23 protein-coding genes and 1 riboswitch are annotated in these 22,905 nt (G+C 53.3%); of the genes, 16 read left to right on the top strand and 7 right to left on the bottom strand.

The window, feature by feature from the left end:
• The 7 genes from HN413_06790 to fetB form a co-directional block, all read left to right on the top strand.
• Positions 1-564: AAA family ATPase (locus HN413_06790; GenBank protein MBT3390101.1), on the top strand; the 564-nt coding region annotated here is incomplete at its 5' end.
• A 146-nt stretch (positions 565-710) separates the two neighbouring features.
• Entirely contained in the window at positions 711-1,433 is a 723-nt protein-coding gene (locus HN413_06785; protein MBT3390100.1) for a PIG-L family deacetylase, read from the top strand.
• A 98-nt stretch (positions 1,434-1,531) separates the two neighbouring features.
• Complete coding sequence (locus tag HN413_06780) at positions 1,532-2,041, top strand: nitroreductase (protein ID MBT3390099.1); 510 nt, start codon at positions 1,532-1,534, stop codon at positions 2,039-2,041.
• A gap of 81 nt (positions 2,042-2,122) precedes the next feature.
• Positions 2,123-3,244, top strand: a complete 1,122-nt coding sequence (locus HN413_06775; GenBank protein ID MBT3390098.1) for a hypothetical protein — start codon at positions 2,123-2,125, stop codon at positions 3,242-3,244.
• Positions 3,245-3,259: 15 nt separating this feature from the next.
• Positions 3,260-3,682 carry a MaoC family dehydratase gene (locus tag HN413_06770; GenBank protein ID MBT3390097.1) on the top strand — a complete coding sequence of 141 codons (423 nt, stop codon included), beginning with the start codon at positions 3,260-3,262 and terminating at the stop codon, positions 3,680-3,682.
• A 12-nt stretch (positions 3,683-3,694) separates the two neighbouring features.
• Complete coding sequence (locus tag HN413_06765) at positions 3,695-4,444, top strand: phosphate ABC transporter ATP-binding protein (GenBank protein ID MBT3390096.1); 750 nt, start codon at positions 3,695-3,697, stop codon at positions 4,442-4,444.
• 80 nt (positions 4,445-4,524) lie between these two features.
• Complete coding sequence (fetB, locus tag HN413_06760; protein ID MBT3390095.1) at positions 4,525-5,298, top strand: iron export ABC transporter permease subunit FetB; 774 nt, start codon at positions 4,525-4,527, stop codon at positions 5,296-5,298.
• A 73-nt stretch (positions 5,299-5,371) separates the two neighbouring features.
• Here the strand turns inward: fetB and HN413_06755 are convergent, their stop codons facing one another.
• Genes HN413_06755 through HN413_06735 form a run of 5 tightly spaced genes read right to left on the bottom strand, consistent with a single transcriptional unit; the run spans position 5,372 to position 10,946 of the window.
• On the bottom strand, positions 5,372-6,709 hold the full coding sequence (locus HN413_06755) for an HlyD family efflux transporter periplasmic adaptor subunit (GenBank protein ID MBT3390094.1): 1,338 nt from the start codon (positions 6,707-6,709) through the stop codon (positions 5,372-5,374).
• Between the two features lie 55 nt (positions 6,710-6,764).
• On the bottom strand, positions 6,765-7,844 hold the full coding sequence (locus tag HN413_06750) for an NAD(P)-dependent oxidoreductase (GenBank protein MBT3390093.1): 1,080 nt from the start codon (positions 7,842-7,844) through the stop codon (positions 6,765-6,767).
• Between the two features lie 9 nt (positions 7,845-7,853).
• Positions 7,854-8,987 (bottom strand): ABC transporter permease, encoded by a 1,134-nt coding sequence (locus HN413_06745; GenBank protein MBT3390092.1) that lies wholly within the window; start codon positions 8,985-8,987, stop codon positions 7,854-7,856.
• Between the two features lie 40 nt (positions 8,988-9,027).
• Positions 9,028-9,990, bottom strand: coding sequence for an ABC transporter ATP-binding protein (locus tag HN413_06740; protein ID MBT3390091.1), 963 nt, complete (start codon positions 9,988-9,990; stop codon positions 9,028-9,030).
• Positions 9,987-10,946, bottom strand: coding sequence for an ABC transporter ATP-binding protein (locus HN413_06735; protein MBT3390090.1), 960 nt, complete (start codon positions 10,944-10,946; stop codon positions 9,987-9,989). The genes HN413_06740 and HN413_06735 overlap by 4 nt, the downstream gene beginning before the upstream one ends.
• A gap of 185 nt (positions 10,947-11,131) precedes the next feature.
• Between HN413_06735 and HN413_06730 the strand changes: the two genes are divergently transcribed.
• Together HN413_06730 and HN413_06725 are read left to right on the top strand one after the other, a co-directional pair.
• On the top strand, positions 11,132-12,376 hold the full coding sequence (locus HN413_06730; GenBank protein ID MBT3390089.1) for a sensor histidine kinase: 1,245 nt from the start codon (positions 11,132-11,134) through the stop codon (positions 12,374-12,376).
• Complete coding sequence (locus tag HN413_06725; protein ID MBT3390088.1) at positions 12,369-13,016, top strand: response regulator transcription factor; 648 nt, start codon at positions 12,369-12,371, stop codon at positions 13,014-13,016. The genes HN413_06730 and HN413_06725 overlap by 8 nt, the downstream gene beginning before the upstream one ends.
• Here the strand turns inward: HN413_06725 and HN413_06720 are convergent.
• Positions 12,992-13,651: a class II aldolase/adducin family protein gene (locus HN413_06720; GenBank protein MBT3390087.1), complete on the bottom strand. Its 660-nt coding sequence runs from the start codon at positions 13,649-13,651 to the stop codon at positions 12,992-12,994. The two genes, HN413_06725 and HN413_06720, sit on opposite strands and share 25 nt — an antisense overlap.
• Entirely contained in the window at positions 13,651-14,505 is an 855-nt protein-coding gene (locus HN413_06715; GenBank protein MBT3390086.1) for an SDR family oxidoreductase, read from the bottom strand. The genes HN413_06720 and HN413_06715 overlap by 1 nt, the downstream gene beginning before the upstream one ends.
• 46 nt (positions 14,506-14,551) lie before the next feature.
• On the opposite strand from HN413_06715, the gene HN413_06710 reads away from it, so the two are divergent.
• The 7 genes from HN413_06710 to HN413_06680 all read left to right on the top strand — a co-directional run bounded on the left by HN413_06710 (position 14,552) and on the right by HN413_06680 (position 22,775).
• Positions 14,552-15,364: a YwiC-like family protein gene (locus HN413_06710; protein MBT3390085.1), complete on the top strand. Its 813-nt coding sequence runs from the start codon at positions 14,552-14,554 to the stop codon at positions 15,362-15,364.
• Positions 15,365-15,496: 132 nt separating this feature from the next.
• Entirely contained in the window at positions 15,497-15,808 is a 312-nt protein-coding gene (locus HN413_06705) for a hypothetical protein (protein MBT3390084.1), read from the top strand.
• Positions 15,809-15,961: 153 nt separating this feature from the next.
• Positions 15,962-16,072: riboswitch (glycine riboswitch) on the top strand.
• A 223-nt stretch (positions 16,073-16,295) separates the two neighbouring features.
• Complete coding sequence (gcvH, locus tag HN413_06700) at positions 16,296-16,679, top strand: glycine cleavage system protein GcvH (GenBank protein MBT3390083.1); 384 nt, start codon at positions 16,296-16,298, stop codon at positions 16,677-16,679.
• A gap of 86 nt (positions 16,680-16,765) precedes the next feature.
• Positions 16,766-18,109, top strand: a complete 1,344-nt coding sequence (gene gcvPA / locus HN413_06695) for an aminomethyl-transferring glycine dehydrogenase subunit GcvPA (GenBank protein ID MBT3390082.1) — start codon at positions 16,766-16,768, stop codon at positions 18,107-18,109.
• Positions 18,102-19,568 carry an aminomethyl-transferring glycine dehydrogenase subunit GcvPB gene (gene gcvPB / locus HN413_06690; protein ID MBT3390081.1) on the top strand — a complete coding sequence of 489 codons (1,467 nt, stop codon included), beginning with the start codon at positions 18,102-18,104 and terminating at the stop codon, positions 19,566-19,568. The genes gcvPA and gcvPB overlap by 8 nt, the downstream gene beginning before the upstream one ends.
• Before the next feature lie 121 nt (positions 19,569-19,689).
• Positions 19,690-21,402, top strand: coding sequence for a nucleoside kinase (locus HN413_06685; protein MBT3390080.1), 1,713 nt, complete (start codon positions 19,690-19,692; stop codon positions 21,400-21,402).
• Positions 21,403-21,425: 23 nt separating this feature from the next.
• Positions 21,426-22,775 carry an NAD-dependent malic enzyme gene (locus HN413_06680; GenBank protein MBT3390079.1) on the top strand — a complete coding sequence of 450 codons (1,350 nt, stop codon included), beginning with the start codon at positions 21,426-21,428 and terminating at the stop codon, positions 22,773-22,775.
• Positions 22,776-22,905 lie beyond the last annotated feature (130 nt).

Below are 22,905 nucleotides of genomic sequence, written 5' to 3'. Positions count from 1 at the left end.
ACTCTGGAGCTTGACACCTTTTTGGATACGCCGGTGCGCTCGCTCTCGCTGGGCCAACGGATGCGCGCCGATCTCTGCGCTGCATTACTGCACGATCCTGAAATTCTCTTTCTCGATGAACCCACCATCGGCCTGGACGTAGTCGCCAAGCAGCGCATCCGCCATTTTATTCAGCAGGTCAACCGCGAGCGCGGCACGACCGTCATCCTCACCACGCACGATCTCTCGGATGTCGAGAAACTTTGCGAACGGGTGATGATCATCGACCACGGCAAATTGCTCTTCGATGGGCAATTGGATGCCCTCAAAGCGCAATTCGGTGGCAAACGTGAGCTTCTTGCAGATTTCGCCGAAGATTATCCCAACCCACAGGTAGATGGCGCCGAAATCGCGGGACGCGATGGTCAACGCGTCCGCTACAGTTTTGCCCGCGGCGAAATTGCTGCCTCCGAGCTAATCGGGCGCATCTCGGCGAAGTACCGCATCCGCGATCTGGAAGTGCGCGAACCGCAGATTGAAGAGACGATCCGAAGAATTTATGAAGAGAGGCTGTTAGAGAATTGAAAGTTGCAGGTTGAAAGTTCGCCATTCTGAACCTGCTAACCTTCCACCTTCAACTTTCAACTGCCTCAACCGCTGATATAATTCACTCCATACCCTTTTTACTGGAGACACCCTTGAACAATAATACCTATATTCCTGAAAGCGCCATGGTGATCGTAGCGCATCCTGATGATCCTGAATTTTCCTGCGCCGGAACCATTGCCCGCTGGGCCAAGGCCGGGGCGCGTATTTCGTATGTACTCTGCACCAGCGGCGACGTGGGCATCGCCGAAGAGGGCATGACGCGCGAAAAAGCTGCTAAAATTCGCGAAGCTGAGGAACAAGCTGCCGCCAACATCCTCGGCGTGCAAGAAGTCGTCTTTTTGCGCGAACCCGACGGCATGCTGCAGGCCACGCTGGAATTGCGCAAAAAAATAGTGCGCGAAATCCGCCGTTTCCGTCCAGAGGTCATCATCACCGGCGACCCCACCGTAGTCTGGGCCTCGGATCGCTATATCAACCACCCCGATCACCGCGCCGCCGCTACCGCCGCGCTCGACGCCACCTTCCCCGCCGCGGGTCAGCCCAATCTCTTTGAAGAACTCGAAAAAGAGGGGTTATCTGCCCACAAACCGCGCAAAGTCTACGTTACTTCTTGGGGCGATGTGGATATTTACGTCAATATCAGCGAAACGATTGATCTCAAAGTCGAAGCCCTGCGCGCCCACAAGAGCCAGATGAAGGATAACGACCCCGAAGAGCGCATCAAAGAATGGGCTGCCGGGCGCGGCAAAGGCAAAGAAATGGCCTACGCCGAGGCGTATCGTGTCATCACCCTGGTGGACGATGAAACCTGGGCAAAAACGCAAGGGCGCGTTTTGCCAGATTAAAATCAACGCAAGGACGCAAAGCAACAAAGCTGCAGAGTTTTTTGTTTTCTTTCTTTGCGGCTCTGCAGCTTGGCGCCTTTGCGTAAAAGGAGTAATACATGGAATTCTCACAAGTCATCCAAGAACGTTATAGCGTACGCGGCTACAAGCCTGATCCAGTTGAGGACGAAAAATTGCATCAAGTACTCGAAGCCGCCCGCCGTGCGCCAACCGCCGCCAATATGCAGCCCTTCCAGTTGATTGTCATCCACACCGCGGGCCGCGAGGCCGATTTGCGCCGCATCTACGACCGCGATTGGTTTATTCAAGCGCCCATCGTGATTGTGGCCTGCAATATCCCCTCCAAAGCCTGGGTGCGCGATGATAAAGCCAATTACAGCGTGGTGGATGTTGCCATCGTCATGGATCATCTCATCCTGCAAGCCGCCGCGCTGGGACTAGGCACTTGCTGGATCGGGGCTTTCAATGCCCAGGCCAGCCGCGAGATCCTCGGCCTGCCTGAAGGCGTCGACCCAATTGTAATGACTCCATTGGGCTATCCCGATGCTCAACCGCGCGGTACGAATCGCAAGCCGCTGGAAGAATTGGTGCGTTACGAGCGATGGTGATAAAACAACGGAAGACCAGAGACGGCGGACGGAGAGAATAACGCCCGGCCCCGGCCTTCGTCTTTCGTCAACGGAGCACATATGCACGCACGACAAATTGACATCCACAACCCCAAAGATGTCCGCCGGTTCATCCAGTTCCCATTTGATTTATACCGCGATAACCCCTATTGGGTGCCGCCCATGCTGGGCGAGATGAAAACCGCTCTCGATCCAAGCAAACACCCTTTTTACCAGCACAGCCAGGCGGCATTTTTCATTGCTGAAGCGCGCGGCAAGCCCGTCGCCCGCATTGCCGTACTTGATAACAAACGTTATCGCGCGACTAGTGGCACAGAAACAGGTCTATTTTATTATTTTGAATGCATCGACGATCTCGAAGCGGCTCAGGCCGTTATCGAAACCGGGGCGCAATGGGCGCGGCAACAGGGCATCCGCGCGCTTGTCGGGCCAAAAGGTCTGGCCCAGGGTGATAGTATTGGCATGTTAGTGGAGGGCTTCGATTACTTACCGGCAATGGGGATTGCCTACAATATGGCGTACTACCCCCGCCTGATGGATGAACTTGGCTTCACCAAAGAATCCGACCTGCTCTCCGGGCAACTCCACCGGGACACCTTCGTGCTGCCGGAGCGCATTCACGAATTAGCAAAGCGCGTGCAGGTGCGGCGCGGTATCCATGTGCGTCGCTTTAACACCAAAGATGAATTACGCCAATTCATCCCGCAAGTGCGCGAAGTTTATAATCAGGCTTTTGCCACCGTGCCCGAATTTGTACCCATCACCGAAGCCGAAGTGTGGCTGATCGCCGATAAAATTCTCTCCATCGCGGATCCTCGCCTGATCAAGCTGGTCTTCAAAGAAGATGCCCTGATCGGTTTTATGTTCGCCTACCCCAATATCAACCGGGCGCTACAAAAAGCACGCGGGCGCATATGGCCTTTGGGCTGGTGGCACCTGATGCGCGAATTCAAGCGCACCGAGTGGCTCGACCTCAACGGCATTGGCCTTCTGCCAGAGCATCAGGGCGTTGGGGCAACTGCAGTACTCTTCAGCGAACTGGAAAAGACCATCCGTGATGAACGTTTCTTGCATGGCGATATTGTCCAGGTGAACGAACTCAATCTGAAAAGTTTCACCGAGATGGATCACCTGGGTGTTCAATGGCATAAGAAGCACCGCGTGTATAAGAAGCTTTTCTAAAACTTCGAGATTTTGATATTTTCGAAGTTTTCACAGGAGATTCCCATGCTCAATATCGGCGACTCTGCTTCACGAACAAAAATTTTCAGCGATGAAGATGTGCGCGCCTTTGCACAGATTTCCGGGGATGCGAATCCCGTTCACCTGGATGATGACTACGCCGCGGGGACGCGCTTCGGCAAGCGGCTGGTTCACGGCATTCTGACCTCGGGGTTGATCTCCGCGGTGTTGGGGACTCAACTCCCGGGGCCGGGCAGCATCTACATCCAGCAGACGCTCAACTTCCGCGCACCGGTCTTCATTGACGATACGATCACCGCCACGGTCACACTGACCAAACTGCGCGAAGGTAAACCCATTGCCACTTTTGAGACCATCTGCACCAACCAAGATGGCATCACGGTGATTGACGGCGAGGCGCTTTTATTGCTGCCTTGAGCCATCCAACCTATGCAAGCAAAAATTGAAGTTCGTGACCTTCACATCGCCCGTCGCGGGCAGCCTATTTTGCACGGCGTCGGGTTTTGTGTGCAACCCGGCGAAGTGATGATGCTCATCGGCCCCAGCGGGAGCGGTAAATCTACCCTGCTGCGCGCCATCAATCGCTTGCTTGAACCCCCATCGAACAACATCCTGCTCGACGGTGAAGACATCACCACCCTGCCAGTCACCGAACTGCGTAGCCGTATCGGGATGGTCTTTCAACAGGCCAGCATGTTCCCCGGCAGCGTGGCTGAGAATATCGCCCATGCCGCCGCGTTGAAAAAAACAATCCTGCCGCCAGAGCGCATCTACGAGCTGCTTGAAGCCGTCTCGTTGCACACAGAATTTGCCTTGACCGATGCGGCTCAACTCTCCGGCGGCGAGGCGCAACGCGTCGCCTTGGCGCGCACGCTGGCAACCTCCCCCGAAGTCCTGTTGCTCGATGAACCCACCTCGGCACTCGATCCCCACGCTACACGTCAAGTGGAAAAAACCTTGCTGCATCTAAACCGCGAGCGCGGCCTGACATTGATTTGGGTATCGCACACCATCGAGCAGACTCGCCGCGTGGGGGGCAATGTCGTTTTGCTCAACCAGGGCCAGGTTCAGGCCATGGGACGCGTGGCAGAAGTTCTTGATCCGAACGGCCCCTACCAAAAAGTATTGGATTTCGCCGCCGGTGAAGATATTCGCGAATTATCACCACAGAGCCACTGAAAATACCTGACTAACTGACAAAATTATCCAACTGCAAAAATTTCATCACGGTACCCAGATTCTCCACAGGAAGCTAACGTATGATTACACTCCCCGAATTTCCATTGGATGGCTTGGAACGCATTGGCGCGGCGGCGATATTAATTCTCATCTCCCTGTTGATCTCCCGCTGGCGTGAGGCCGATCTCGAAAAAGATTTGCTGATTGCCACGGTGCGCAGTTTCGTGCAACTCATCGCCATTGGCTATGCGCTAGAATTCATCTTCAATCTGGATTCTCCCCTATGGACGCTAACACTCCTCGTCTTTATGACCACCATCGCCGGAAGAACGGCAGCCCAGCGCGGCAAAAAAATCCCCCATGCCCAACGGGTAGCGCTGGTATCGATTGGGCTGGGCAGCGCGCTAACCCTGGGGATTCTGGTGGCCGTAAACGTGTTCACCTTCGACCCCCAGACGATTATCCCCGTAGGTGGCATGGTGATTGGTAATTCGATGTCGGTGGCGGCATTAGTGATGAAACGCCTGGCGGATGATTTCCACACCCAGCGCGGTCAGATTGAAACTTCATTGGCGTTGGGCGCCACCAGTCAGCAGGCTTCCCGCCCACAGTTGCGCACATCCTTGCAAAACGCCATGATCCCGATTGTGGACACGACCAAAACTACCGGGCTGATCAAGCTCCCCGGAGCAATGACCGGCATGATTCTGGCAGGCGCATCCCCGATGGAGGCGGTGCAAATTCAAATTGTGGTGCTGTATATGATTATCGGCGCTTCGGCCTTCACCGGCCTGACTGCCAGCTATCTCACTTACCGCCAGTTTTTCACCCCCGCGCATCAATTAGTTGAATGATTCAAGAAAAAGGTGAGCATAGAGACGTACCCTCCATGCTCGCCTTTTTCGATAATTTTCCTACACCAAACACTTAAAACTGGATACGCGCATCGGCGGGCATGCCGGGCTTGAGCTTCCCTTCGGGGTTGGACAGCACAATCTTGACCGCGAATACCGTACTCTTGCGACCGTCAACGGTCTGCACATTGCGGGGCGTGAACTCAGCCTGATCGGCGATGGCGGCAATCGTGCCCACAAAGGCTTCATCGGGGAATGAATCAACGGCGATTTCCACTTGCTGGCCAAGCTTGACCTGTCCATAGCGATCCTCCGAGATATACACGGTCAACTCCACTTGCGCCAAATCCGCCACTTCCATCACCGGGCCGCCCTGCGCAATCATCTCGCCGATTTCCAGGTTGCGGGTTAGCACCACGCCAGAAGTCGGCGCATAGACGACTGTCTTGGCAAGCTGTACTTCGAGTATTTGCAACGAGGCCTCGGCAGCGACCAGGTTGGCTTCAACCTGCGCAAGGCCGACTTCGGCCAAAGCAACGGCAGCGACGGCTACATCCACCTGCAAAGATTGTTCGCCGCTCAATAACTGTGTCTGCGCGTCGAGAGCATTTTCGTAGCGCGATTGCGCCACCGCTACACGCCCGCGCGCAGCTAGTATATCGGCGCTGGCAGTCTCCGAGAGTATGCGGTCGTAGTCAAGCTGGGCGCGCTCCAGATCGGCCAGAGCAGTGTCCAGTTGCTCCTGGGCAATCTCCTCCACAATTTCGTTCTCATTTGCAGCCGTAGCCTGGGCATGGGTTTGCAGGGCAATTTGATAAGTTGCCTGCGCTGCTGCCAGGGAGGTTTCTGCAGCTACCAGGTCAGAATTACTGGCATCCTGCAGTTCCTGAGCCAAATCGGCTTGCTCTTGAACCACGTCACCGTGCGCAACTTCAACCTCATTCTGTATAGCCTGAATGCGTTCGGCCTTCTGGTAATACCAAACCGGCAGCGTAAACTCCTCCGGCAGTGGGACCAACCAGGCAGCATTGCGGGCCTGCAAATCTTGCAAACGTGCGCCCTGAAGTGCTAACGTATATTGTGAAGTGGCGGCATCCAGTTGCGCTTGCGCCGTGTTTACCGCCGCCTGTGCCACCAGCACGCCCGCCTGTGCCTGACGGTACTGTGCCTGATAGATCGCATCGTCCAGGCGGAACAAGACATCTCCAGCCTGGATCTCGTCACCCTCGTCAACTAACACTTCGACGACTTTACCGCCCAATTCTGAAGCAATCTTAACCTGCTGCGCCGAGACATGTCCCGAACCTTCAATCATATTTTCGGCGGCCTGAGCGGTGGGAAACGCGCCACAGGCACTTAATACAAGCAGTAAAAGTAACGCGATGGGGATAAGCATAAACCGTATTTTCATCGATAAACCTCCATTACAGAGAAACTTAATGTAGTTGCCATTGCGAGAAGCGATCTCACCGAAGATGGCGCAGGCTGCTTCGCTTTGCTCGCAGTGACAAGATATTGAACGCTTCCAATGAACCAAAGTAGCGGCGGATGAGTTCGGCATCGCCGCGGCGGATGGCTTTCAACGGATCAGAGATAGCCGTGAAATAAGCCCTGACGATAAAATTGGGGATCATCCGCACCAGGGCGCGGCTGGCGGGCGAAATGCGCTTTTTTGCCATTTCGAAATAATCCGTCAGCGTTTTGCGGCGAAAATCCAGCAGCGCATCCAACTCGTCGCCGTCGGCATAATCGCCGGAGTGGAAATTTCGGGTCGCAAAAGCTTGTTCGGGCAGTGCTTCCGCATCAACGCCAAAGAGCGGCAACATTTTATAGAGAAACTCGCGCGCCGAGATGCGGCAGGCGTCTCCGCCCCCCAGATTAAAAATTCTCCCGAGTACGCCCTCATGCTCAAGGGCTTGCACCAGAGCCAGACCGGCATCGCTGCTGTGGCACCATTCCAGGGCTGTATTCAGGGGCATGTGGAACATCAAGGGCTGAATATGCAGACGTTCGGTCAGAATGCCGCTCAACCGCAGAATCGTCCACTTTAGGCCAGATGCCTGAATCATCTCTTCAGCCTGGACTTTAGTTTTGGCGTATTCATCCCCATCACTCGGTTCGAGCGGATCGCCAACACGGATTTGGGGATTTTCGACTCGGTCTCCGTAAACGGAGATGGATGAGGTGTACACCAACCGGGCGGCAGGATTCTGCTCGGTGAGGGCGGCCACCAACGAGCGAGTCCCGCCCACGTTGACAGCGCGCGCCAACCCCGGGTTCTCGTCCGCCAGCGGGGGAATCAATGCTGCTGCATGAATCACGCCATCCACCCCACGAACAGCTTCCTGCACCGTATCGGGATTTCGCAAATCGCCATATACAATTTCAACCTGCCCGTTATAGGGCGCAAAACGTTGCCGCTCAAATTTGTGATCCAGATTCAACAAACGAATGTTGTAACGCTGGCGGCGGTTGAACAATTCCTTGAAAGCCTCGAAGCCAACTTCGCCGGAAGCCCCCGTAAGTAGAATGGTTTGTTTTTTCATGATGGCTTCCTATACAATCCGCTTGCGGAAGGCAAGCACGCTGGCTACAAAATAGATCAGGCTCAGGCCAATCAACGGCAGGGTGGATGCCCAAACCGATGCGGCGCTGACTCCGCGCAGCATGATGCCGCGTGTAATTTCCAGAAAGTGTGTCACAGGGAGTAGTTCGCTGTATATATAGGTGAACCAGGGCATATCGTCGCGAGGGTACATCAGCCCTGTGAGGATGATCGCCGGAATGAGTACCAGGAAGATTGCCAGATAAATGGCCTGCATCTGCGTTTGGGAGATATTGGAAATTAACACTCCCATCCCCAGCGAACCGACGATAAAGACCACACTCAACCCCACGAGTTGCCAGAAACTCCCGGCCACGCCCACGCCAAACAACAGATCGCCTAACCACAGTAATGCAAAGAGATTCAAGATGCTAACCAGCAAGTAGGGGATGATTTTGCCCAGCATCAACTCCCAGGATTTGATCGGGGTGACGATGAGCTGTTCCATCGTGCCTTGCTCGCGCTCTTTGACAATCGCCAGCGCACTCAGGATTAGCGCCTGAACTTGAAGAATGATGGGGATCAGCCCAGGTATCATGAAGAGCTTGCTGTCGCTATCGGGGTTGTAGAGTGTTTTTTCGAGCGCGTCAACGGGAATTTGAATCAAGGCTCCCTGCGGCGTGCGCTGAAGCTGCTCCACGAGAATATTCTGGGCAGCCACCTGGCTGATACTGCTCAACTTAAGACGGATAGCCTGGACATCCCCAGGGTCAGTAGCGCCATTGATATAAAACTGTACCTGCACCGTCTCGCCAGCCGCAACCTTGCGGCCAAAACTCTCCGGGATCAGCAAACCCGCATCGACTTGATCGTTATCGATCAAGGACAGAATTTCATCCTCATTGAGAGCATCATAAGTAATTTCAAAATCGTCACTGGCGGTGAAGTTCTCGATATAGCGGCGGCTGGCATCGGTTTTCGAAATATCAGCCACAGCCATAGGGGTGTGCTCGCGGTCAAAATTGACGCCGTAGCCCAACAAAACCAGAAGCAAACCCGGCAGCAGCAGGAGCATCGCCATTGTGCGCGGATCGCGCCAGATATGAAATAACTCCTTGCGCATGATTGTAAATAATCGTTCCATAGTATTACTCCATGTTCATTACACTTGCGTAGGTCATAGCTTATCCATTTACGTCGGAATCCTGCTCTGCCTTGAGACGATATTCAGAAACCAGAGCAATGAACACATCTTCGAGGGAGGGTTGCACTTCCTCGATCTGGCTCACCTGAATTTGGTTGCGAGCCAGATTACGTATGACTTTCTTGAGGAACCTGGCATCAGCCAGCGTAATATGCAACAGCGCCCCATGCACAGAAGCCTCCAGGGTTTCGGGCATCGCATCCAGAATAGCCTGAGCGCGGTCGATGGGGTCACATTCGATTTGCACCAATATTCCAGGCAAACTTGCACGCAAAACATCTGGCTCAGCGATTGCAATCAACTCGCCGCGATACATCATACCGATGGTATTGCAGTATTCGGCTTCGTCCATATAGTGCGTGGTCGCCAAAACACTGACCCCCTGTCCGGCCATCTCATAGATCAAATCCCAAAACTCGCGCCGCGAAACCGGATCTACGCCAGCAGTAGCTTCATCGAGGAAGAGCATCGGGGGTTTGTGGACGACAGCGCAGGCCAGCGCCAGACGCTGCCGCCAGGCTCCCGACAAGTTGCGCGTTAATTCGTTGCGATGATCCGCTAAACCCGATATTTCAATCAACTCAACGATATTTTTAGCACGCTCACCACGCGGCACAGAATACACCGCAGCATAGAATTGCAAGTTTTCGAAAGCCGTCAGATCGTTATATAGAGAGAAGCGTTGCGACATGTAGCCAATTTGTTTTTTAATGGCTTCAGGATCACGGTTGATGTCGTGCCCCAAAACAGTCGCTGTCCCTGAGGAAGGCTTCATAATGCCGCACAACATCCGAATAGTGGTGGTCTTTCCGGCGCCATTCGGGCCGAGCAAACCAAAGATTTCGCCTTTCGGAATGGCAAAGTCGATATTGTTAACCGCCACAAAATCGCCAAAATGTTTCGTCAACTGCTGAGTTTCGATAGCCAGGGCGAAATCACTCATCGTTTGCCTCGCTGTTGCCCAACCAGATACACAAAGACATCTTCCATACTGATCTTCGATGGACGCAAAATATGCACCTCCATTTTCTGGCGCTTGAACTGGGACTGCAAATTCTTAAGAATCCGTTTGGCATTGCCATTACCGTTGCGATTCTGCACAGACAAGCGCAAACGATCTCCAACAGGCCGCCAATCGGAAACGCCATCCGCCTGGTCTACAATGGCGCGCATCGCTTTGCGAGGACGCGCTTTGACTTCGATAACATCAAAGGGCAAATCGCTCGCCAGATCAGCCGGGTTGCCTTGCGATAGAATCTCCCCCTGATGCAGCATAGCAATCTGATGGCAACGTTCGGCCTCGTCCATATAGGGCGTGCTGATGAGTACAGTCACACCCTGCAACACTACTTGCGCTAGTATGCCCCACAGTTCTCTGCGCGAAAGCGGATCTACTCCCGTGGTCGGCTCATCAAGCAGCAATACCTTTGGATCATGCACCAGCGCGCAGGCCAGGGCCAACTTCTTACGCATCCCGCCTGAAAGCAGCGCGCTGCGGCGGTGTTGAAAACGATCCAGGCGGGCAAAATCCAGCAATTGAGCGATACGCGCCTCCCGACGACCATGAGGCACGCCGTTAATATCGGCAAAGAAATTCAGATTTTCGATCACGCTCAAATCCGGGTACAGGCTGAAGGCTTGCGGCATATAGCCAATCAATGAGCGGGCCTGTTCGGCGTTTTTTTGCGTATCAAAACCGGCAATTCGGGTTTGACCGGAAGATAGCTCCATCACCGTGGAAAGAATCCGCAACATAGTCGTTTTCCCGGCTCCGTCAGGGCCAATCAAGCCAAAAAGCTGCCCCTCACCTACTGACAAACTTATCCGGTCAAGCGCCAACCGGGGACGGCGTTTGCCGTAATATTTAGATATATCTCGGGCTTCAATTGCATAATCCATAAAAGCAAACCTCTCACGGGACACTCGATTCAACTCCAATCTTAGCAAGTTCCGCCCAAACGCACAGATGCCAGGCACCATCAATGGCATGACGCCCGTCAATTATTCGATGACGAGCGTCATATATCAGTTTTGTTCCCCGATCAAGCAGCGCCTTTTACAATCCTCTGTGATATGATGAAAGTATGGAACTGCGCCCCATCGAACCCGGCCTATTGCGAATTTTCCGTTATTTCACCAGCATTGCGATGGTCTATTTTGCCGCCCTGGTGTTGTATACCGCCATCCAGACCGGCGCAGGCGATACCTTCCCCCAAATTCAATCCTATCTCAATTTTGGCATTAACCTGATCTTGCTGGGCTATCTCTATTGGGGCTGGCTGCAACGCAAACTCAGAAACTATTATCTCCCCCTGGCGTTGATCGCGGCCACCGTGGTGCCCATTTTCAGCAACCTGATCTATCTGGCGGCTCCGCAAGAAAAGGCCATCGACACCATTATGCGCAGTTGGCTGCTCTTCCCCATTATGGTCGTGCCACTGGTACTAATTGCCTGGCAGTACCGCTTTCGCTATGTGGTGGCATTTATTCTATTTGCTACCGCTGTGGAATATTGGGTGCTGCTGCCGCGCCTAGCCCAAATCAACTTCGATACGCTCCCTATCCTGGGCGCGCCGATGATTCGGGCCTTCGCTTTTGGCACCGTGGGGCATATTGTCACCCGGCTGATCGATACACAACGCATTCAGCGCAAACAATTGCTGCGCGCCAATCTTCGCTTAAGTCAGCACGCCAACACGCTGGAACAGCTCGCCATCAGCCGCGAACGCAATCGCCTAGCGCGCGAGTTGCACGACACCCTGGCGCACACCCTTAGCGGGTTGGCAGTTAATCTGGAAGCCATCAAAATTGTATTGGGCGAGGCCAGCCCCGAGGCACGCCAGATGCTCAATCACGCCCTAAAAAACACCCGCACCGGCCTCAACGACACCCGCCGCGCGCTCAAAGATTTGCGCGCCAAATCCATTGAAGATTTAGGGCTAAATATCGCTATTCGCAATCTGGCACACGATGCGGCTGCCCGCGCCGGGTTTTCCATCCATATCAACATCGAAAACCAGTTCCCCGATCTGCCGCCCGATACCGAACAAGCTCTGTACCGCATCGCGCAAGAATCGCTCGAGAATATCGTCAAACATGCCGCGGCTGAAAATGTATCGGTTTCGCTGACGTTCGCCGACAATCTTCTGGTACTATTGATTGCGGATGACGGCCGCGGAGGTGAGTTTGCAAATTTGGACCTGGGAGAGAAGCACGGTCTGAGAGGGATGCGCGAACGTGCGGCAGGGTTGGGTGCCGCGTTGGAGGTTAGCAGTACCCCCAAAGAGGGCACCCAAATTCAAGTCACCTTGGAGATTCCCGATGATTAGTGTATTCATCTGCGACGATCAGCACATCGTCTGTGAGGGGTTGCAAACCATCTTGCGTGCCAGCCCGGAGATTGAAGTGCTGGGCACAGCACACGATGGTTCGGTGGCGCTGGAGATGCTGGAGCAAATTCAGCCCGATGTCGTGCTGATGGATTTGAAGATGCCGATCATGAACGGGATTATCGCCACCCGCAAAATCCGTCAAAAATACCCCGAAGTTCGCGTGCTGGTATTAACCACCTACGATGACGACGAATGGATTTTTGATGCCATCCGTTCCGGCGCGGCGGGTTATCTACTCAAAGACACCCCACCCGAAAATTTGATTGCAGCCATCCTGGGCACGGCTGCAGGCAAAACATTTTTAGACCCCGATATTGCCGGACGAATTACCGCCAGCTACCGCCAACAAGCACCCGCCAGTACTACCCCATCCAATTTGCAATTTAGCCCGCGCGAGCTGGATATTCTCTCCCTTCTGGCGCAGGGCTTGTCCAATGCCGATATTGCCCAGCAACTCTATCTGAGCGAGGGCACAGTGCGCAACTATACTAGTGAAATTTTCAAGAAGATGGGAGTTTCAGACCGCACCCAGGCCGCGGTGCTGGCATTACGTTATGGGTTGGTGCGCGGTACGTAGCTTTGTCCCATCTCTCGCAATGCAGCAACTTCGTCATCGTCCAAAGCCTGCACCACGCCACCCATGCCGCGGGCGTAGAATAAAGCCTGGGCGGTGGCCTCCACTGCCAGCGTGGCTTTGTAAGCATCCCCCAGAGAACTGCCCACTGTCACCAATCCATGATGCGCCATAATAACCGCGTTTCCATCCCCCGCAGCGTCACAAGTCAGCTGCGCTAATTCATGCGTCCCCGGCCTGGCATAGGGCGCAACCGGAACCGGCCTGCCCAATGCCATCGCCGATTCGTTCAGCAGCATTGGCAAAACAGCCTGCCCAGCGATGCTGAAGGCGGTCGAGAAGGCCGCATGGGTGTGAACAACTGCCGTCACAGCGCTACGCTGCTGATAGAAAACAAGGTGCAAGGCCATTTCACTGGTTGCCTGCCAGCGACCTTCGATCAAATCGCCCCGCAAATCAACCACACAAATATCTTCGATTTCGCGTTCCGCATAGGGAATTGCGCTGGGCGTGATGGCGATATAGCCATTGGCGCGGTCATATACGCTAAGGTTGCCCTGACCATTATGCACCAGACCATCAGCCATGAGCAGCTTCCCCATTGATATAATCTCCGTGCGCAGGTTCTCTAACAGCATCAGGCTATTCCTGTCATCTGCACACTGATACGCCACAGCCGTGCGGCATCAGCAAGATTGTGCGTACGCGGGTCTGAAGAAGCAGCTTTTTCTTTATAGAAATATGCACCACTTACGCCTTCTACCTCCGGTGAGCTTGCCAAAAATAGGCTCGTACACGCGCCTTCTTCCGGGGAAATTCCCCGACTAAAAACTAATGGTTGAAAAAGCGTACCCCAAAAACCATTATTCTGGCTGCCTATGCGGGTGTTGACCAAACCAGGATGCAGTGCATTGGCCGTTACACCAGTTCCTTCCAGGCGGCGAGCCAGTTCATAGGTAAACAAGATATTAGCAAACTTCGAGCGTCCATAGGCCACCCAGCCCATATAGAGGCCTTCACCTTGAAGGCGGTTAAAATTCAACGCATTGCCGCGATGCGCGCCCGAGGCCACATTGACAATGCGCGCCGGTGTGCTGGCTTTGAGCGTGTCGAGGAGTAAATGGGTTAGCAAGAAATAACTAAGATGATTGAGGGCAAAGGTCATCTCGATGCCATCTTCGCTAAATTGCCGCCGCATAAAATAGTTCCCCGCGTTATTGACCAGTACATCCAGACGCGGGTATTTTTGCTCAAACGCCTCTGCTAAAATTCGGATTTGCGCTTGCGAAGATAAATCGGCTACCAGGGCATCAGCCTGCCCGCCGGTTTCACGGATGCCACTCACAATTGCTTCGCATTTCACAGGGTTGCGCCCCACCACAACCACATGCGCCCCCCGACGCGCCAGCGTTTCGGCGGTCACTTTGCCAATACCTGCTGTAGCGCCTGTAACCATGCATATTTTTCCGTCCATTTGATATTGTTCACTCATAGCTAATCTCCTATTAAACTTTTTCGGGTATTATAACGCCAAGCAAATGAAAAAATACTTCAAACGACACATCGCTCTTACCAACGAACATGGCTCATGGGTTTTCTTGTTCAGCCCGCTGCTGATTGGCATCTTTGCCGGAGGAAATTTCTCCAGCATTTCGATGTATCTCGTCTTCGCAGCGCTGGCCGGGTTCCTCATCCGGCAGCCAATTGTAATCGCCGTTAAAGCTTATTCTGGCCGCCGTCCGCGCAGCGATTTGCCTGCGGCGCGCTTCTGGATGGTCGTCTATGGTGCAATTGGCCTGTTGATGGTCGTCGGGCTGGTCGTGTGCGGTTTTGGTTACGTACTCTGGCTGGCTGTGCCAGGCGTGCCCGTATTCATATGGCATCTCTTCCTCATCAGGCGGCGGGCAGAAAGACGTCAGATCGGCGTGGAGGTGGTTGCTAGCGGCGTACTGGCCTTAAGCGCCCCGGCGGCTTATTGGGTCGGCGCCGGAACGGCAGAACCCCTGGGCTGGTGGCTGTGGGCGCTGGTTTGGCTGCAATCGGCAGCCTCAATTGTGTATGCCTATTTGAGACTGGAACAACGTTCATGGACAGAATCGCCCCCGGTGCGAGTTCGCCTTTCTGAGGGACGCCGCGCCCTCTTGTATACGAGTTTCAATCTTGGGGTTGTGTTGATTCTCGGTTTGATGGGTATCCTGTCCCCGTGGTTATTTCTGCCCTATCTGGCCCAATGGCTCGAAACCCTGTGGGGAACACTGAATCCCGCGGAAGGCGCCCGGCCCACCCAGATCGGCTTCCGGCAACTGGCTGTGAGTATTTTCTTCACAATCCTTTTTATTCTGACATGGTAAATGGCACAACTCAAACGGGCCTTTGGTGTTTTAGTACCTGAGCATCTGGTCAAGAAAACCAGAGTAATGTACAATCCCACAGAGCTACCTATTGATATTCAAACCGATTAAACCCATTTTGGAGGCATATCCATGAACGAAATTACCAGTGACGATAAACTTTGGGCTGCCCTGGGCTACCCGCTGCCAATCGTAGCGTTGATTGCGATCTTGATGGAAGACAAGAAAGCGCGCCCATTTATCAAATACCACGCTATTCAATCCCTGGCGTTGAATGTAGCCATCTTTGTTGCGATGGTCATCCTCGCTATTACAGTTGTTGGCGCCATCTGTGCCCCACTGTTATGGTTTGTTACGCTGTGGCCCGCGTTTGATTCATATAGCGGAAAATATACCGAATTGCCAGTATTATCTGATTTCATCAAGAAACAGGGCTGGGTATAAACCCCTCGGTTAATGAATTTTTAAAAAGCACGCCTGTGGGCGTGCTTTTTATATTTGGACAGATTATTACCGTGAAATTATTGGCATTTTTCGATTAGGTGCTTTATAATTACGTGCAGACTGAGTAATTTCAAACCTCATTCGCAATTTATAACCAATTGCAGGGGAGAGTCTCGAGCTGATTTCAGCATCGGGCACCGAAGGGGCAAATCTGGCGAAACGCCGCCGGATGAAACTCTCAGGTAAACGGACCCTGCTTTTGAGTACACTCTGGAAAGTCGTACAGGAAACTTGTACGACACCGACGGGGCAAGCCGCTAAAATGGCGAATCTCTCAGGTCTACGACAGAGCGCACGCTGAGTATTTACGCGTGCGTTTTTTTTGTGCGAAATAGCGTCTTCCACTCGCTCTTTCGCCATTCCAGCGCATGAACGCTGGAGATGTCAGTCAATTTTTACAAATCAATTTTCTGATAAGGAGATTCTCATGAACGCCCCCAAAAATTTGAAATATACAGAGAATGACGAATGGATCCGTGTTAGCGGTGATATTGGCGAAGTTGGAATTACCGACTATGCCCAGGACCAACTCTCAGATATTGTTTTCGTCGAATATCTGGTAGATGGAGGCGATACGGTTGCCAAAGGCGATGCATGTGCCACGGTTGAATCCGTCAAAGCGGCTGCGGATGTATATCTGCCCGTGAGCGGCGAGATCATCGCTGTCAATGAAGACCTGCCCGACGCCCCCGAATCGGTCAATGGCGATGCTTTTGGAGCCTGGATGGTCAAGATCAAACTCAGCGATCCTGCTGAACTTGACGGCTTGATGGATGCGGATGCTTATGCCGCAATGGAACGGGATCACTAAACTGGTAATTAGGTATCTGGAATTAGGCATCCGGTTACGAATTACCAAAGCGCCTAATCCCTAATCGCCTGATCAAAGGAGTAACAATGTTCTTACCGCATACCGATGCCGACCGGGAAGCCATGCTGCGCACAATTGGGGTGAAAAGCATGGAAGACCTCTTCACAGATTTGCCCGCCTGTGATCTCTTCCCTACAATGGGGTTGCCCGATGGCATCACCGAAATGGAAGCTTTGGCCGAATTCACACAGATTGCTGAGGCCAACGAAACAACCGCCGAATTAGTTTCATTTTTGGGCGCTGGGGCCTATAACCACTATTCGCCATCCGTGGTTGATTCAATTCTACGCCGCGGTGAATTTTATACGGCTTATACACCCTACCAGCCAGAAATTTCCCAGGGCACTTTACAAGCCATTTTTGAATATCAGAGCATGATCGCAGCCCTGACCGGCATGGATGTTTCCAACGCCTCGCATTATGATGGCGCAACCGCCGTGGCCGAAGCTGTCAATATGGCCTGGCACAACTTCCGCGGGCGCCGCGCGAAGATCGTACTCTCCCCGGGGCTGCACCCCCACTACCGTGAAACAGTTCATACCTATGTGGAAGGTGCGAATATCCAGCTTATTGGCGAAGATACTCCTCCCGAGGCTGGCCCCGAAGCGTTGATGGCGCTCATCGATAAAGATACCGCCCTGGTCTCAGTACAATACCCTGATTTCTTTGGCCGCATCTACGACTATACGAAACTCGTCCAGGCAGCGCATGAAGCTGGCGCGCTGGTTGCCATTCACGTCAACCCACTTGCGCTGGGCCTGCTCACTCCCCCTGGCAAATTCGACGCCGACATCGTCACTGGCGAAGGCCAAAGCCTGGGCATCCCGCTTTCGTTTGGCGGCCCCTATTTGGGTATTTTCGCCACGAAAGACAAATACGTACGCAAAATGGCTGGGCGTCTTGTGGGCGAAACCACCGATACACGCGGTCAGCGCGGCTACGTGCTCACACTAAGTACCCGCGAACAACATATTCGCCGCGAACGGGCTACATCCAATATCTGCACCAATCAGGGTTTGCTGGCGCTGGCTGCGGCAATCTACCTGAGCCTGTTGGGGAAAAACGGGCTGCGCCAGGTAGCCGAACTCAACTACCACAAAGCCCACTACGCCGCTGAGCAAATCGCGGCATTGCCCGGCTTTGAACTAGCCTTCGACGAACCCTTCTTCAACGAGTTCACCTTGCGCTGCCCCAAATCGGCTGTCGAAATCAACGCCGACTTGCTCGATTATGATATTCTGGGCGGTTTTGAACTCAGCAGCGCCTACGACGGCATGGAAAATCACCTGCTCGTCGCCGTAACCGAAATGAATTCCCGCGAAGAGATAGACCTGCTCGTTAGCGCCCTCCAGGAGGTTTCCAATGCCTGAGCCGACTGTATTTGACCTTTCTTCCCCCGGACGGCAGGGAGCCTACTTCCCTGAAGCCGATGTTCCTGTCAAGCCAATTTCGGATGCGCTGCTACGTGAGGATTTACCCCTCCCCGAGATGGCCGAAATCGATGTGGTGCGGCACTACACGCGGCTCTCGCAGTTGAATCACGGTGTTGATACCGGATTCTACCCTCTGGGGTCGTGTACTATGAAATACAATCCCAAAATCAACGAAGTCACTGCCCGCATGCCCGGCTTCGCCCAGATTCACCCCTTCCAACCCATTGAAACCGTGCAAGGCGCTATCGGCCTGATGTACGAATTGCAAGAGTGGCTCGGCGCGATCAGCGGCTTCGCTGGCATCACGCTGCAACCTGCGGCAGGCGCCCACGGCGAACTGACCGGCGTTCTAATTATTAATGCCTACCATCGTTCGCGCGGCGATCACAAACGCAAGAAAATGCTGATCCCCGATTCAGCCCACGGCACCAACCCGGCCACATCGGCCATGAGCGATTTGCAGGTTGTGCAAATCCCCTCGGATGCGCGCGGCAACGTAGACCTGGAAGCCCTCAAAGCTGAATGCGACGACACGCTGGCTGGTATCATGATCACCAATCCCAACACACTGGGGTTATTCGATGAGAATATCCAGCTGATTTGTGAGATGGTGCATGAGGCCGGTGGCCTGGTCTATGGCGATGGAGCCAATCTCAATGCAATGATGGGCATCTCGCGCCCTGCCGATTGCGGCGTGGATGTTTTACACTTCAATCTGCACAAAACCTTCGCCACCCCCCACGGCGGCGGCGGCCCTGGCTCCGGCCCCGTAGGTGTCACGGCTGAACTGGCCCCCTTCTTGCCCGGCCCAATTGCAGCTGTTTTGGATGAAGGCTCGGATGAAGAGCCGCCGTTTTACGGCTTCGTGACCCCCGAGCAAAGTATCGGGCGCGTCAAAGCCTTCCACGGTCATTTTGGCATCATGGTGCGGGCGTTCACCTACATGATGATGCTCGGCGGCAGCGGCCTGCGTGAGGCTTCGGAACATGCCGTACTCAACGCAAACTACTTGCAGGCGCGCTTGCGCGATACCTATACAATTCCACATGACCGCATCTGTATGCACGAATTCGTCATGGAAGGCCACTGGGACGATGTGCCCGACATTCACGCGCTGGATATTTCCAAGCGGCTGATGGATTTCGGTTTCCACCCACCCACGAATTACTTCCCGTTGATCGTGCCCGAAGCCCTGATGATCGAGCCAACCGAAACCGAGAGCAAAGAAACCCTGGATGCTTTCGCCGATGTGCTGATTCAGATTGCCGATGAAGCACGCACAAATCCTGAGTTGTTACAAACGGCACCCCATAACACGCCCTTTGGACGACTGGATGAAGTGAAAGCCGCCCGCGAGTTAGTGCTCTGTTGTTGGCTGCCCGAAAACATGGAATAAGCCCCACCCCTAACCACAGATTTATAAAAGAGAAGGCATGGCAACGCAATGTTGCCATGCCTTCTCTTTTTTGCAGTGGTAAAATTGCTTGCTCCAAAATCCATCATGGAAGGAAATTTGCATGACATCTCAAGAAAATGTTCATTTCGTTGAGCCTAGCAGCACTATCGAGGCGCATCTACCAGATGGACGTGTGTTATCGGGTCCACGCGGTGCTACTGCGGGTTTATTTCTTGATGCGATTCAAGGCGAATTTACGGTACCGATTGTCGGCGCGGTTATCAACGGTCAACTGCGCGAATTAACATATCCACTCGATTTCGATGCCAAGATTCGCCCGATCACACTGCACGATCCTGATGGTATGCGTTTTTATCGTCGATCACTGACATTTGTGCTCGAAAAAGCATTCCACGAACTTTTTCCACGGGCTATCCTGTCCATCGATCATTCAATCGCTTCGGGGGGTTATTTTTGTCAGGTCTTCAATAACGCTACGCTGGATGAAGAACACCTCGCCAATCTGGAAACACGCATGAGGGAAATTGTCGAACAAGATATTCCCTTTATTCGCGAGCGAGTCCCCATCCGTGATGCGATTGCCTACTTTGAGAAAAAAGGCTACCGCGATAAAGTTCAATTGCTCAAACATCGCAAAAAAGATTATCTGGTCTTATACAATCTAAACGATCATCGCGACTATCATCATGGCTATATGGTACCCTCCAGCGGCTATCTGAAATGGTTCAAAATTGCGCCGATGGGCGACGGTTTTGTAATGCGTTTTCCACGCCGCCATCGTCCTACAGAAATTTTACCCATGCCAGATTTCAGCACACTGCTGAATACATTTCGTCAATATGGCGACTGGCTGCAACGTCTCAATATCGACAATGTTGGCACTTTGAATCAGGCAATCTTCGAAAATCGCACCCGCGAATTAATTCTGGTTGCCGAAGCGCTCCACGAAGGACGCATCGCTGAGATTGCCAGCCTAATTGCGCAACAAATTGACCAAATACGCGTCATCCTGATTGCCGGACCTTCATCATCGGGAAAAACAACATTCTCAAAACGGCTTAGTATCCAGTTACTCGCACGCGGTATTTCCCCTTTCCCGCTGGAAATGGATAATTATTTTGTGGATCGCGATTTAACGCCGCGCGACGAGAATGGCGAATTTGATTTTGAAACCATCAAGGCGGTCAATACGCAACGCCTGGGCGAAGAACTGGCAAAACTCATCGCCGGAGAAAGTGTTCAATTGCCGCATTTCGATTTCAAAACCGGCGTCAGCAGCCCCGGCGAGGTGATTCAACTTCACCCCGGGCAAATCGTCATCCTGGAGGGCATCCACGGGTTGAATCCAGAATTGATCCCCAAGACGCCTCAGGAACACACCTTCCGCATTTACACATCTGCGCTCACACAATTAAACCTAGACTGGCACAATCGCGTTTCCACCACGGATACTCGCCTGATTCGGCGCATTGTGCGCGATGCCCGCGAACGTGGATATTCTGCCCAGGATACAATAGCCCGGTGGGAATCTGTCCGTCGCGGCGAAAAACGGAATATCTTCCCCTATCAAAACAACGCCAATATCATGTTCAACTCAGCCATGGTGTACGAACTCGCAGCGCTAAAACCCCTTGCTGAACCCGTTCTGCGGCAAGTTCCATATGGAACCCCGGAGCATATTGAAGCCAAACGCCTGCTAACCATGCTCGAATGGTTCCTGCCCATCGAAAGCGAGTTCATTCCGGACAACTCGCTGCTGCGAGAATTTATTGGTTCGTCCATTCTTAAAGATTTCAAAATCTGGAAACGTTAGCACGAACAACACAAGGATTTGCTATGACCTGGGAAAATAAACTTATGCGTACAGTGCGTTGTCGCAATCTTCAAACTCGCGGCACTCTGGCGAACCTGCTAACAGCCATCGCCGATGAGGGTGGAGTTGTTGGTGCAATTCAACTGATTAAAGAAAGCTCGCGAGCCGTTGTGCGCGATATAACAATTTACGCAGATGACGAAAAACAACTGGCGAGCATTTTAGCTATTATGGCAGAAAATCCCGGCACACGTATTCTGGAAGTACGCGATGATGTGCTGGAACTCCACCGGCAGGGGAAAATTGCCATCCGCAGCCGCTACACCATAGACGATCTGTACACCATGCGGAGAGTTTACACCCCCGGTGTGGCCGAAGTCTGCCTGAAGATTGCCAAAGATTCCGAACTGGCGCGCACCTACACAGCGATCAGCCATCTGGTGGCGATTGTTACCGATGGAACGGCGATCCTGGGGCTGGGTGATATTGGCCCCGTGGCCGGGATGCCGGTGATGGAGGGCAAAGCCATGCTGATGGAGTCCTTGGTTGGCCTATCAGGCGTCCCCATCTTGCTCAATACCAAAGATACAGATGAAATTGTAGATACGATAGCCAATATCGCCCCCACCTTTGCCGCCATCCAACTCGAAGATATTTCCGCGCCGCGCTGTTTCGAGATCGAAACTCAACTGCAAGCGCGGCTCAACATCCCGGTGATGCACGACGATCAACATGGCACCGCTGTGGTGACAATTGCCGCGCTGACAAACGCCTGCCGCCAATCCAATATGGATATCAAGCAGGCTGTGGTCGGCCAGATTGGGCTAGGAGCTGCCGGTTTGGCAACTTGCAAAATGCTGATGAGTCATACTGGCAGCCCTGTGCTCGGAGCAGACCTGTCGCTCAACGCGCTAACCCGCCTGGAAGCGTTGGGCGGAAAACCATCCACCCTGGCAGAGATTATGGCGCAGGCCGATATTGTGATTGCCACAACCGGCGCACCGGGCCTGATTAAGCCGGAAATGGTGCGCGCCGGGCAGATCATTCTGGCGCTCTCCAACCCCAGCCCCGAGATCGCCCCCGATGCCGCGCTTGCAGCAGGCGCGGCCTTCGCGGCCGATGGCACTTCTGTCAATAATGTACTGGGTTTTCCTGGGATTCTGCGAGGCGCGGTAGATGCCCAAGTTCCCTATATTAGCCAGAAAATGTATCTCGCCGCGGCAAAAACGATTGCTGATCTGGCAAATGGTGATGAACTGGTACCCAATCCTCTGGACAAAAATGTTCATCAAGCTGTGGCGCGTGCTGTTGTAGAACAAGCCATTCAGGAAGGCCTTTGCAAAGCTGAATTTGTTACCTATATGGAGGATTAACGAATGACCAGCCAACAATTCAAAGAACGCCGCGTGCAACGCGAAAAGAAACTGCGCATTCAGCGCATTGTCCTGATTGCCATATTAATTATTTCAACAATTCTCATCATTTATGGCAGCCAAAAACGCA

This window comes from Chloroflexota bacterium, assembly GCA_018648225.1.
Taxonomy (GTDB): domain Bacteria; phylum Chloroflexota; class Anaerolineae; order Anaerolineales; family UBA11858; genus NIOZ-UU35.
Note: the sequence above shows the minus strand (reverse complement) of the source record. Positions and strands in the feature narration are given on the sequence as shown.